At 48.8% G+C, this 12,862-nt stretch carries 11 protein-coding genes; 3 read left to right on the top strand and 8 right to left on the bottom strand.

Going from position 1 to position 12,862, the window contains the following annotated elements:
* Positions 1-8 precede the first annotated feature (8 nt).
* From ABFZ84_RS07445 to ABFZ84_RS07435, 3 genes are all read right to left on the bottom strand, one after another.
* Complete coding sequence (locus tag ABFZ84_RS07445; RefSeq protein ID WP_369313339.1) at positions 9-965, bottom strand: winged helix-turn-helix transcriptional regulator; 957 nt, start codon at positions 963-965, stop codon at positions 9-11.
* 120 nt (positions 966-1,085) lie between these two features.
* Entirely contained in the window at positions 1,086-2,450 is a 1,365-nt protein-coding gene (locus ABFZ84_RS07440; RefSeq protein ID WP_369313338.1) for a spinster family MFS transporter, read from the bottom strand.
* Complete coding sequence (locus tag ABFZ84_RS07435; protein ID WP_369313337.1) at positions 2,450-2,965, bottom strand: limonene-1,2-epoxide hydrolase family protein; 516 nt, start codon at positions 2,963-2,965, stop codon at positions 2,450-2,452. Before ABFZ84_RS07435 ends, ABFZ84_RS07440 begins: the two co-directional genes overlap by 1 nt.
* Positions 2,966-3,113: 148 nt before the next feature.
* Here ABFZ84_RS07435 and ABFZ84_RS07430 point away from each other — a divergent pair, with 148 nt between their 5' ends.
* Positions 3,114-4,319: an acetyl-CoA C-acyltransferase gene (locus ABFZ84_RS07430; RefSeq protein ID WP_369313336.1), complete on the top strand. Its 1,206-nt coding sequence runs from the start codon at positions 3,114-3,116 to the stop codon at positions 4,317-4,319.
* Between the two features lies 1 nt (position 4,320).
* On the opposite strand, the gene ABFZ84_RS07425 is transcribed toward ABFZ84_RS07430, so the two are convergent.
* Positions 4,321-4,746 carry a nuclear transport factor 2 family protein gene (locus tag ABFZ84_RS07425; RefSeq protein ID WP_369313335.1) on the bottom strand — a complete coding sequence of 142 codons (426 nt, stop codon included), beginning with the start codon at positions 4,744-4,746 and terminating at the stop codon, positions 4,321-4,323.
* 231 nt (positions 4,747-4,977) lie between these two features.
* Here ABFZ84_RS07425 and ABFZ84_RS07420 point away from each other — a divergent pair, with 231 nt between their 5' ends.
* Both ABFZ84_RS07420 and ABFZ84_RS07415 read left to right on the top strand, forming a co-directional pair.
* The gene (locus ABFZ84_RS07420; protein ID WP_369313334.1) at positions 4,978-7,203 is read left to right on the top strand and encodes a TonB-dependent receptor; all 2,226 of its coding nucleotides are present in this window, start codon (positions 4,978-4,980) and stop codon (positions 7,201-7,203) included.
* Between the two features lie 219 nt (positions 7,204-7,422).
* Positions 7,423-8,895: a carotenoid oxygenase family protein gene (locus ABFZ84_RS07415; protein WP_369313333.1), complete on the top strand. Its 1,473-nt coding sequence runs from the start codon at positions 7,423-7,425 to the stop codon at positions 8,893-8,895.
* Between the two features lie 24 nt (positions 8,896-8,919).
* On the opposite strand, the gene ABFZ84_RS07410 is transcribed toward ABFZ84_RS07415, so the two are convergent.
* The 4 genes from ABFZ84_RS07410 to ABFZ84_RS07395 all read right to left on the bottom strand — a co-directional run bounded on the left by ABFZ84_RS07410 (position 8,920) and on the right by ABFZ84_RS07395 (position 12,860).
* Positions 8,920-10,626 carry a class I adenylate-forming enzyme family protein gene (locus ABFZ84_RS07410; protein WP_369313332.1) on the bottom strand — a complete coding sequence of 569 codons (1,707 nt, stop codon included), beginning with the start codon at positions 10,624-10,626 and terminating at the stop codon, positions 8,920-8,922.
* A gap of 104 nt (positions 10,627-10,730) precedes the next feature.
* On the bottom strand, positions 10,731-11,528 hold the full coding sequence (locus ABFZ84_RS07405; RefSeq protein ID WP_369313331.1) for a DUF1295 domain-containing protein: 798 nt from the start codon (positions 11,526-11,528) through the stop codon (positions 10,731-10,733).
* A gap of 11 nt (positions 11,529-11,539) precedes the next feature.
* Positions 11,540-12,298, bottom strand: coding sequence for an SDR family oxidoreductase (locus tag ABFZ84_RS07400; protein WP_369313330.1), 759 nt, complete (start codon positions 12,296-12,298; stop codon positions 11,540-11,542).
* A 4-nt stretch (positions 12,299-12,302) separates the two neighbouring features.
* Positions 12,303-12,860 (bottom strand): nuclear transport factor 2 family protein, encoded by a 558-nt coding sequence (locus tag ABFZ84_RS07395; protein ID WP_369313328.1) that lies wholly within the window; start codon positions 12,858-12,860, stop codon positions 12,303-12,305.
* Positions 12,861-12,862: the final 2 nt, after the last annotated feature.

Here is a 12,862-nt window from a genome sequence, read left to right as displayed (position 1 = left end):
AAGTATATCTAAGCGGTTTTCTTTGTTGCCTTCTTAGATTCTTGAACCTCAAACTCAACATCCTCGGCCGCTATTGCCTCATGGCAATGAGAGCAAGCAACGATTGCATCAAGCTTTTTGTCACATGCCTTATGCGTCAACAAAAGCGGAGGGCCTTCGGGGGAAACATAATATTTATCTCCCCACTGAAGAAGCATCAATAGCGCTGGGTAATAGTCCAACCCTTTTTCGCTAAGGCGATATTCATAACGGACCGGTACATCCGAATACTGATGCTGCGTGATGATGTCTTTTTCAAGCAACCAAGCCAGCCGTTCCGAAAGAATATTCGTCGCGATGGCCGTATCTTTACGAATTTCTTCAAAGCGTCGCAGCCCTGTGAAAATAGACCGTAAGACAAGCCCCGCCCAACGATCACCCATGAGTTGAGCTGAATCTTCCATCAATGTGGTCGCATCAGATTCATCGTTACCCACTTCTCGATGTTGCCGACGTCGACTATATTTCGGAGACATCAAACCAACGCCGGGTCCTTCTTTCCAGGTCACCTCCCGAGCTAACGCTGGTCCTTTGCAGGTTCCGCAGAGCGGTGTTGGATCAAATTCATGACCACACTTTTTATGCTTTAGGACGATTTTAATTTTACCGTCTTTTGTACCCCAGTTTCGCTCCCAACGAAGTAGCATCAGCGCTGTCCAATAAAGGTCACGACCTTTTTGTGTTGCCACATATTCGTATCTTGGTGGGTTATGGTTATAGAGTCGTTTTTCAAGGACCTGGGCGGCGACTAGGCGCTTAAGACGGTCACTCAGCAGGGCTTTCAGAAGACCGGTTCGGCCACGAATTTCATCAAATCGATGCGCCCCCAACCAAATAGACTCAAGGATAAGAAGCACCGAAGTATCTCCAATCACCTCCAGTGCCCGCCATATTGAGCAGGTTCTTATCAGTTTCGGCTGGTTCATTTATTGCCCATACTTATGTTTATTGTAGTCGCCACTCCTATTAGTCTTAGTCTATTCTTTTCCCAAGCTCAAACAACGTCATATGTCAGCGCCAGGATTCGCCCGGAAGGTGCAAAGGGTTTAGGCACTAGCGGCATTTGCCGGCGTAACAGCCCCCTCGGCATCTGACTTTAATCGCCGCGCAGTCATATAAAACAACGTAACCGCACCAACAAAGCCAAAGCCTGCGACAATTGCCATCGCATAACGGATTCCCTCAGCCTGCGGGAAGAATGTATCGCCGATAAGCGCGGTCGCCGTAGGGCCGAGCGCCATCCCGACGATGTTCACTACAAATAGGTACGCGGCAGATAATGTCGCGCGCATTGTATTTGGGGATATCTGTTGAAGTGCAGAAATCGCTGCACCGACGGGGGTAGTGCATGCAATAAAGAATATAATGAACAATATCGTTGCGCCAATAGGCCCGGGCATTAGCGGAAACAAAAACCCACCAATAATGCCGCCAACACCTGCAACTGCGGAAACCATCATTCGATGATGCGCTTGGCCGCCCAACTTATCGCAGACCCAACCACCACCAAGCAGACCAACAAAGCCAGCAAAAACCATTGCGCCGCCGGCAATATATCCAGCCTCGGATAAACCAAGTTCGTAAGTACGCATATAGAGAACGGGCAACCAAGAAACTGCTGCAAAAACAGATAAATTGACAAACCCAACGCCAAAGAAAATTCCAAGCAACACACCCTTGCGGCTTTTGGCAAACGCAAGAACTTCACTTGAAGGTGCCGTCGTCACAGGCTGGCCAGTGGTTGAACGTCGTGCCGGTTCTGGTAAAAACATAAGAACAGCGGCGACGAGAAAACCCGGTGCCCCTACAATAAGGAATGCCGCCTGCCACGCGCGTACATCACCAACGATTGGTAGACTGACATCGCCAGTGCTCGCGACAAGCGAAATAACCGCAGCCCCAATAATAAATGCCAACCCAGCCCCGACAGCGGACCCAAGCCCATAAACACCCATTGCCATGCCAAGCCGGTTAGGCGCAAAGCTATCTGAAATAATCGAATAAGCGGCGGGTGAAAGCGTTGCCTCGCCGACCCCAACCCCCATCCGCGCCAAGAACAACTGCCAATATTGCCCCGCAAAACCGCAGACCATCGTCATGAAGCTCCATAGGCAAACCCCCACAGTAATGATCTTTATACGTGAGGAACGATCAATCAGCCTGCCTATAGGAATTCCCGCAATCGTATAAAAGACCGCAAAGGCCATACCCTGTAACAGGCTGATTTCCGTATCAGAAATCTGCAAGTCCGCCTTCATTGGCTCAACTAACAAGCCAATAATCATCCGATCGATGAACGAAAAAATGTAGGCGATAAACAACACAGCAACCGTAAACCAAGCAATTGTTGGTTTCGGGTAATCAGGGTTGTTTATTGTTGCACTAGTCGGACTTGCGATTCCTGATTGCATTAACGAGCCTCAGAATCAAAATCGACCGCTACGCCCATCTCAGAGAGCAATTCATCACGGTCATAATATTCACGCCAAACTTTAACTTTGCCATCGACAATTTCGATGACGCCCGCAACAGGCACTTCGCCCGCATGGCCGTTATAAACGAACTCATCGACACGCTCGATGAAAACCACATTGCCACCAACGCCAATATTTTTAATGTGCAGAGTGATTGATTCCAGACCTTCACCCATGTGATTAATGCGGGCACGAATTGATTCCTTGCCGGTAATTGGATCAATCATCATCGAATGCAAAACACCGTCATCGGCAAAAAGATCTACAACCTTTTCCCAATCGGTGTTGTTCCATGCGTCAACCATATCCATGACAACGGCGATCTCTTCTTCGCCTGCGCCATCAGAGGATGCGGCTTTAACATCACCTGCCGCTGAGCAGCCAACAAGCGCCAAAGACGCTGCTAGAGAAAGACCCAAAGCACGGGCTGGGCGACGTATTGTTATGTTCATTTAAGTTCCCTCCTTGATAGGTATGACAATGCAAGCTATACGATAGAGAAAGCACCGGGCGGTCAAGCCCTCTTTTTTCGAATAGGGTTTGCGCAATAATTATACCGCAAATGCACATTGCATTTTTCAGAGTCAGGATTCGCATTTGATGGAAGTTTTAGTTTTTGACGCGGTGCGAAGTCCGCGTGGTCGTGGTCGCTCCGATGGCTCTCTCGCAGAAGTCACCCCGCCGATTCTCGTCAGTCAACTGATTGACGCCTTCCGCAAGAGAAATGCTGGTACACTCGTCGAGAACACCGATTCGCTGACATTAAGCTGTGTTACCCAAACCGGAGCGCAAGGCGGTCATATTGCCGTCGCATCAAAATTACTTTCGGATCTGCCCGAAACAGTAGCTCCCCTCAGTCTTAATAACTTTTGCGTGGGTGGTCTGAGTGCTGTCGCAGCAGCGGCACGACGAATCGCTTGTGGTGAAAATGATGTTGCGCTCGCGGGTGGTGTCGAATCGATGTCCCAGGTCGGATTTTTAACCGACAATGCAAGTTATTACACTGATATGGCGCTGGCTGATCGGATGGGCTGGGCACCCGTTGGTGTCGGCGCGGATTTACTTGCAGTAACTGAAGATATTTCGCGCGCCGATATGGATTTCTTCACCGTACGATCCAACGAATTAGCGGCGAAGGCATGGGCAAACGGATTTTATAAAAAGCGGGTTATACCTATTCACCACGAAGACGGATCAGTAGCCCTCAATGCGGACGAAAATATTCGCGACAACGGCGATGGATCAAAGCTTGCCCAACTCGAACCCGTCTTTCAACAGTTTGGGGACGCTGGATTTGATGACATAATCCGTTCAAAAATGCCTGAATTACAAAGCATTGAACATCGCCACACCGTCGCCCACTGCCCTCCCATCGCTGACGGAGCCGGGCTTGTATTATTGGGCAACCGTGAAACAGGTGAGCGATATGACCTGAAACCCATTGCTAGAATTGTTGCAGTGGCCGAAGCCGCAGATGATCACCTACTGCAATTAACCGCAGGATTTCGGGCTATGGATCGCGTGCTAAAAAATGCGAAACTAACCTTAGATGATATGGACGCCATCGAGTTCATGGAAGCGTTTGCCGTCACGCCAGTTAAGTTTATGCGCGACTACAATCCCGACATAGATAAGGTAAACATAAATGGTGGGCACCTTGCGATGGGGCACCCCATGGGTGCCACCGGTGCGATTCTATTTGGGGCGCTGCTCGATTCGCTAGATCGATTAGACGGTAAAATGGGCATTGTCGTCGCTACCGGCGGCGTTGGTGTCGGCGCCGCCGCAATCGTTGAACGTCTATAATTTAATTGCGCGTCTCATGGTCAAAATCACCCGCAACGCCCATCTCTTTTAATAGCTCTGTACGATCATAATATTCGCGCCATTCAGAAATTAAACCGTCGTCATTGTATACTATGACACCGACGACCGGCAGGTTGCCCGTGTGGCCGTTATAAACAAAACGATCGACGCGCTCGATATAAACGCGACCGTCGATCACACCGATATGCTCGATATCCAACAGGATTTGCTCGATCCCTGCACCCATAGCAGCGATTCGCGTATATATCTCTTCGCGCCCCTTAACTGGATCAACCATCATCGAGTGAAGAACGCCATCTTCCGCAAACAGATCACCAACTTTTCGCCAATCCTTATCGCGCCACGCATCAGCCATCACTTTTGCCACTGCAAGCTTTTGTGCATCATTTAGACTTTTTGCTGTCATTCCGCTGTTTTCCTCATATTTTTCGTTGATTTTATTGAGCTAAATCGTGTTTTCGATCCGGTTATGCGTACTGTTACGCAAGCACAGGGGTGCAATATGTTGCTAAAATGTCAAGCCGGAAACACCGATATCATCAGGAGTGAGAACTAAATATTGACAAAACTGGGCACTTTATCATTAACTTGCGTAATAGGACCTACTTAGGTCTAAAATATAAACAGGGTAGGAATCATGATCGGTAACCGTCACGCTAAAACAGCGCTATTGCAGGCCTCCGCATTAGCCGCACTGCTCTCCGGCGCAGCGCACGCACAAACATCAGAACCAAGCGCACGCGCTGGACTAGACACAATCGTCGTCACTGCGCGAAAAGTTGAAGAAAACTTGCAAGACGTGCCGATATCGGTCACGGCACTCGGCGGTGAACAGCTTAAAGAAAGTCAAATCACTGATATTTCTCAAATCGCTGGGCGTGTACCAAGCTTCACATACCAGTCGCAAGACACCATGGAATCTGAAATCTTCATTCGTGGCGTTGGTTCCGTACGCCTCAACGGTGCAACTGCTGACGCATCGGTTGGTACATTCATTGACGAAATTTATATTGGTCGTCGTGGCTCTGCCACTCCCCCGGTTTTTGACCTAGAGCGCCTCGAAGTATTACGCGGCCCACAAGGCACGCTGTTTGGCAAAAACGTTGTTGGTGGTGCACTTAGCCTCGTGACAGCGAAACCAAAATTTGAGTTTGGCGGCTCAGGTTATGTCTCTTACGGCAACTACAACACCATTCACGCGTCTGGCCATATAACCGGCCCTGTCACTGAAAATATTGCTATTCGCTTGGCACTTTACCAAAACCGTCACGATGGATACGCAGAAAATATTGTTCGCAACGAGGAACTTGAAGACCTCGAATCCTACGCCGCGCGCTTGTCGTTACTGTGGAACCTAAACGACAATATGACGCTAAACCTCAGCGCAGATGCCAGCACTGACGAGGGTGGTGGCCCATCACGTCACTCCGTCGACAATCCATTTGTTCCTGGTTTTGGTCCGGTTACACCAAATTTGATTTCACAAGATCCGCGTACCAACGAGTCCCCATATGAACAATATGCACGAAAAGAGACTGCAGGCTTCACCGCGCGTTTCGAATGGGACATGGGCCCTGTCACAGCCACTTACCTTGGCGCTTTCCGCAAGGGTGATGCCGACGGGCGTTGGACACAAGCAGGTGCCGGTTCCCCGCCATCGCTGACCGATTCTACACTTACGCGGATCGAGCGTCACACTGGCATAACTCAAGAAATTCGCTTTGCCTCTGAGCAAGATCAACGCCTCCGTTGGCTCGCCGGACTGTATTATCTTGACGATAATACACGTCGCCAGTCACGTAACTTCGCGACGTCTTTCTTGCCAGGCGGCGCCGGAAGCACGCGCGATATTCTCGATGGCGACAATGAATTCTTCCAAGTTGGCGTTTCGAAAAACTACGCCGCATTTGGCGAAGTTGCTTACGACATTACGGACGATCTGACGGTTACAGCCGGTGGTCGTTACACAATCGACAAAAAGACCTGGGACGTTCAAGCCGTCGAATACAGCTTAGGCCCGGCTGGAATGGATAATATCCTATCAACCGCACCACTCTTAGGCCCATACGAAGTTTCTACGAATAACAAATGGTCGGAGTTCACACCGAAAGTGACCGTCGATTGGAGCTTTGGCGACGGGAAAATCGCGTACCTCTCAGCTGCTAAAGGGTTCAAAGGCGGTGGCTGGCAAGGTGCTGCTGGCAATAAAATTGGCGCAGAGACGGCTTACCAGCCAGAAACAGCCTGGACATATGAGGCCGGCCTAAAAACCGACCTATTAGATAACCGCGTCCGCTTTAACATCGCGGCATTCTACACGGACTTCAAAGACCTCCAGGTTGAACTGCTCGATGATGTCAATCTAACTTTGGTCGTAGCCAACGCTGCTGACGCAACCATCAAAGGTGTCGAGGCTGAATTCCAAGCAAAACCTCACGACTATGTAACATTCTTTGCTTCTGGTTCATATCTTGATGCCGAATATAAAAACTATATCGATCCGCTACGCGGTATTGATTATAGCGGCAATCAAATTCAGCGTACGCCGGAATACCAATTCAACGTCGGCGCGAATTTTGAAATGCCCGTCTCGGGTAGCCTGAACTTGGTTGGTAATGCTGATTACGGATATCAGGCGAAGATGTTTTATGGGCCAGATAACACCAATCTGGAACCAGGTTACGGCCTGCTCGATCTCCGGGCCGGGATCGCTGCAGCTGATGGTTCTTGGTCACTTCAGTTCTACGGTAGAAACATGACTGATAAACTTTACCGCGTGAGTGTTATTCCCTTTGCAGGGGACGAGTTCTCTGCATTTGGAACACCGAGAACATATGGCGTTAAATTCGCATCAAGCTTCTAATTTATAGACCTTGATCTATCCTTCGTTGCTTTTGATTTTCCCTTCTCCCAATGGAATTAATCGCAACGAAGGCAAGCTTGCGGCAAATCGAGCCACCCTCGATTTGCCGCATTTATTTTGTGGATGAACAATTACCGCTAACTGCTATTGTTACTTTAATCCGCACCACAACATTATTAGTATCTGTGTAACGACTAACCAGAATGCCGGAGCGCTTGAATGAAAGTTAACAAACTCCCACCCGTAAAAAGTTCCTTACAACCAAGTAACCACCCCTACCTCAACGGAGCGTGGACACCTCTCCATGAAGAAGTCGATGCCGAAAACCTTGAGGTCATTGAGGGTACAATACCCACTGACATTGATGGCATTTATGTCCGAAACACAGAAAACCAGTTGCATCAACCATTAGGACGTCACCATCCATTTGACGCCGACGGTATGATCCATCAGATTAGCTTTTCCGGCGGGAAGGCTTCATATAAAAATCGTTTTGTCCGAACTCGTTGTTTTTATGCCGAGCAAGAAGCCAATGCATCCCTCTGGGGTGGTCTCGCTGACCCGACCTCACTCGCTAAACGGCCGGGCTTTGGTGCGCAAGGCGCATTGAAAGACTCATCGAGCACTGACGTAGTCGTTCACAACGGTAAAATTCTTTCAACTTTCTATCAATGTGGCGAAGCCTACATGTTAGATGCCGAAACCTTAGAGCAAGAAGGCGTCGCCCCGTGGGGACCTTTGGACGGCGTTTCCGCACATTGTAAAGTGGACGAGCGGACTGGAGAATTGCTATTCTTCAATTACTCCAAACACGCTCCATATATGCATTATGGCGTTGTCGATCGTCACGGAAAACTTACACATTACACGCCCGTCCCCTTGCCGGGACCGCGGTTGCCTCATGACATGGCATTTTCAGAGAATTATTCCATCCTAAATGATCTCCCAGTTTTTTGGGATGAAAACCTTTTGGCGAGGGATATTCACGCAGTAAGGCCACACGACCTTCCCTCTCGCTTTGCTATTATTCCGCGTTATGGCTCTCAGGACGACATTCGCTGGTTCGAAGCAAAGCCCTGTTACGTCCTACATTTCATGAACGCCTATGAAGATGGTGACGAAATCATCATGGATGGGTACTTCCAACGCGAGCCGACACCCGAACCACTCAAAGAAGGTCCGCGTGGATTCGAACAAATGATGGCGTTTATCGACGAGCATAGTTTCCGTCCGGAGCTTCATCGTTGGCGTTTTAATTTGAAAACAGGCGAAACCGTTGAAGAAACACTCGACGATCGCGTCGTCGAGTTTGGCATGATCAATCAGAATTACGCCGCAAAGCCCTATCGCTACATATATAGCACCACAACGAAACCCGGTTGGTTTCTGTTCAACGGCTATATCAAACATGATTTAGAAACCGGCGCATCAACCACGTTCGAACTCCCCGAAGGAGTGTACGCTAGCGAATCACCTTTCGCTCCGCGGATCGGCGGCATTGATGAAGATGACGGTTATTTGGTTAGCTTTTTGATTGATGAAAATCGCGGCAAGTCCGAATGCGTACTCATCGACGCAAAAGATATTGCGGCAGGTCCGGTAGTACGCATTGCACTACCGCACAAGCTATCAAGCGGGACCCATTCTTGTTGGGCAGACCGCAACTTCATTCGTAACGGCGTAAAAGCCTAACTCATTGAAGTGGGGCGTGATTAATCACGCCCCTCGCTGCTTTAGAACTTTTGCAAGCAAGTCTTTACGCAAAACCTTATTCATCGGATTTCGCGGTAATGCATCAACGACTTCCATACTCTCAGGCAATTTAAAAACAGCAACTCCACGATCTTTAAGCCATTGCGTCAGTTCTTTAATGTCGGGGATATCGGTTCCTTTTGGAACAACCGCGGCACACATACGCTCGCCAAGTGCGTCATCCGGTACACCAACCACAGCAGCCTCAATGAAAGAAGGATGACCAGCTAGCAGGTCGTCAATCTCCGCAGGCGAGATATTCATCCCTCCACGAACGATGATATCTTTGCAGCGCCCAACAAACCGATAGAATCTCGGATTTGGCCCCTCACCCGCAATTTCGAAAAGATCGCCCGTACAGTAAAAACCCTGATCGTCAAATGCATTTTTCGTGACTTCGGGAAGTTTATAATATCCCGTAAAAGTATGCGCACCCTGAAAGCGAAGCTCACCCGGTACTCCGATCTCTGTAATTTCTTCATTCGTATCGGGATCCACCAGACGCGTCACGACCATCGACGCAACATCGCCCTTCCAGTCTAGCCCCTCAACGCCAAAGCGAGGGAAATACCGTGCACGGTCTTCATGATCAGGGACGGCGCGTTGGTTGCTGAACAACGTCGCACCTTCGTTCGAACCATAGAGATTGCAAATTTCAATCCCAAATTTATTGGCAAACCCTTCGATTGTCCAAGGCGCTAAAGGAGCGGACCCTGAACCAATTGCCCTGACCGAAGATAGGTCTATTGTTTTGAGTAATTCATCTGACTTTAAAATAGAGGCTAAGATTGCTGGCGCGGCGATTGTGTAGTTCACGCGCTCTTCAACGATCTGATTTAGGAAGACGCTTAAATCAAATGGGTGATGCAGCACCATCGTACCACAACGCCACAACCACGGCATGACCATTCCGAACGAAGCAATATTCACAAGCGGGAAAGGATTCAGTAACGTCTCCCCTTCACGCAGATCTGCTAACTCAGTAACCATCTTTGCATTGACGATCCATAGATTATGATCGCGCGGAACACCCTTTGGACGTGCTTCTGTTCCAGACGTCCAAAAAATTGTGAACACTTCTGCCGGATCAATGGGATTTTCAGCTCTGTATGCGACCGCTTTTTCTGGACCGGCGTCACTCATCACTTTGTCAGTATCAATAGTACCTTCTGGCGCATTTCCACCAAGTACAAATACTTTTGGTTCTTTCCCATGCCAATCAAGCTCTAATGCCATCTTTGCATGATCATGTTTTGCAAAGGTCGCGACGGTAACGATTGCCTTTGGCTCTACGATTCCTAGAATGTAGTCTAACTCATGCTTCCGATAAGGCATCACCACCGGGCTAATAATTAGCCCAATACGCGCCGCCGCGAGAGCGACGATGACTGTCTCAATCGTATTCGGAAGTTGATAGGTAATAATATCATCTTTGACCAAACCATTATCAAGGAAAATGGCCGCCATTCTGTCAACTTCTTCACCAAGTTCCGCCCACGTTAATCTCCGTGGCTTGCATCCATCAAACATCTCGCGGTTCGAAGGGTCCACAAGCGCCATTTGATCCGGCTTTGCATCACGGTTCCGCTGTAGCAAATCATCAACGACGATATCGCCCCACCAACCTTTTTCTGTGTACTCTTTTACGCGTTCTTTTGGTGTTAGAAACATGGAGCAATCCTTATAAACACAGGCCCCTTGGAAGCAGACCTCTTGATAGCGGATAAATCTAGAAAATGGACCTCAGCTTTCTCACCGAGGTCCAACTTAACTCATCAAGCTTTTTTAGGCGGAAGCGGAAAGAACTCAGAAGTTCGTTCGATATATTCAACATAACCCGGCTTTGTCTTTCGCATCCGGTATTCGAGTGTCGGCGTGCCACTCCACTTGATCAAAATCCAAGTGAGCAAAAGTGGTCCAAAAATCGATGCCATACCAATCGTCGTTTCGGCAGCAACAAGATATATGCCCCACCACACACAAGCTTCACCAAAATAGTTTGGATGGCGTGACCATGCCCACAAGCCTGAGCTCAGAACTTTCCCCGCATTATCCGGGTTTTTTCGAAAAGCCGTAAGCTGATAATCGGCAATCGATTCATACAGAATTCCGAATATCGCCAAAGCAGCACCAGCATATCCAAGCAAACCCAACGTGGCTGGTTCTGCGGAGATTTGACCTAGCTGAACCGGTAGAGCAATGGCAAATTGTAATGGTGCTTGCGTTACAAATACTAAGAGTAATGTTGCTTTTGCAAAACCCCAGCCACGCTGTTCTTTCGCTTTTTCCATCATGCGAACATAACGACGATCCGGACCATGGTCGCGCCAGCGCCAAAATAAATAGCCACCTAGTCGCAATGCCCAAGCAACACAAAGCCCCATCAATAGCCAGCGCCGTGGCGTATGTTCAGGGAACTGTAGAAATGTTGAAACCGCAAGAATACCCATCCCGAATGCCCAGTAGGAATCGACCACAGTCACATCTTTTAATTTCAGACAAATCGCCCATAGTGATAAGAAAGCGACCGTAACAACGGCGACATTTATCGCAAGAACCTTCAAAATTTCCATTGGCTTACCCCTTAACGGCCCGTTGATATTTTTTCAGCATCGAGCATACGGGCCAGCGCACGTTCAACCGCTTTGGGATCACGCGCTAAATTTGCACGAAGTTCGACAGCCATTCGGTCGGTATCGACCTCGTCAATACTGTGTTTAATCGCTCGCAATCCGACCTTAGCGATATCGGATGGCTGTTCTTTAAGACCAGCAACATGTGACGCCATGCGTGTATCAACGGAACCAACAATAAGCGAACTAACATGAGTGTTTTGTGGTGCTAACTCCGCGCGAATACACGTTGACGCCGCGCGCGCAGCAAACTTAGACGGACTATAACCACCCATAGCTGGAACGGCTGCTAACCCACCACCAGAAAGTACATTCACAACGGCACCGCCACCATTAGATTTTAACGTTGGCGCAAATGCACGACACATATTCAACAGCCCGAAATAATTTACGTTCATTTCGTCAGTTGCCGCTGAAATATCTGATGCGCCGATCAAGCGTTTATTGTGAAACGCTCCCGCATTATTAACAACCACAGAAACGTCAGTGCATTTCTTTGCTGCTGCCTCAATTTGTTTCAACTTTGAAACATCTAATTCGACAGCAACAACATGGTCTGGCGCTTCCGCCACCAAATGCTCTGCGTTACTCAATGTACGTGTACCAACATAGACGCGTTTTGCGCCAGCGGCCACAAACGCGCGCACGAAAGCTTCACCAATGCCTCGGTTTCCGCCTGTAACGATTGCGACTGAACCTTTTAATTCCATCACCCTACCCCTTCGCCGCATAGACTAAGTCGTCGGGCTTTTTCTTACCCCTAATCAATTTCGATGGGTCGTTCGTGATAAGCCCCCGCCCCCAGGTTTCGGCGCACGGCATGTCATTATTCCATTCCCAGATAAGTTGACGCTTAGCGATTTTCCACGCCCCATCGCGGCGCTCGAACCTATCGACCGCGCGCGCTAAAGTAAGGCTGTCAAATTTCTCGCCGTCTTTCTTCATGCGCGAATAAGCGAGGATGTATGATTCCACATGAGCTTTGTCGCCATCCAATTCGATAATTATGTTCGTGCACAAATGATTCATGTATTTCGCATGAGGTAATTGCTCGTCCATCATTGCCACATAGGCATCCGCCGGCCCCATATATAGACCACCGTGCTCTTCAATAGCATCGGGGTGGTAGGCAGCAGCAATCAGATCCGTATCGGCACGGTCTGCACCGCGCAAATATAAATTAAGCACATCAGTAATTTCTTGCTTATCAAGCAAAGCCTGTAACGCAGGATCTCTGTTTGGGGTGCTCGTAGAATTCTCTGTTTTTGTCATTT

The sequence above is a fragment of the Hyphococcus lacteus genome (assembly GCF_041058985.1).
In the GTDB taxonomy this organism is placed as follows: Bacteria; Pseudomonadota; Alphaproteobacteria; order Caulobacterales; family Parvularculaceae; genus Hyphococcus; species Hyphococcus lacteus.
Note: the sequence above shows the minus strand (reverse complement) of the source record. Positions and strands in the feature narration are given on the sequence as shown.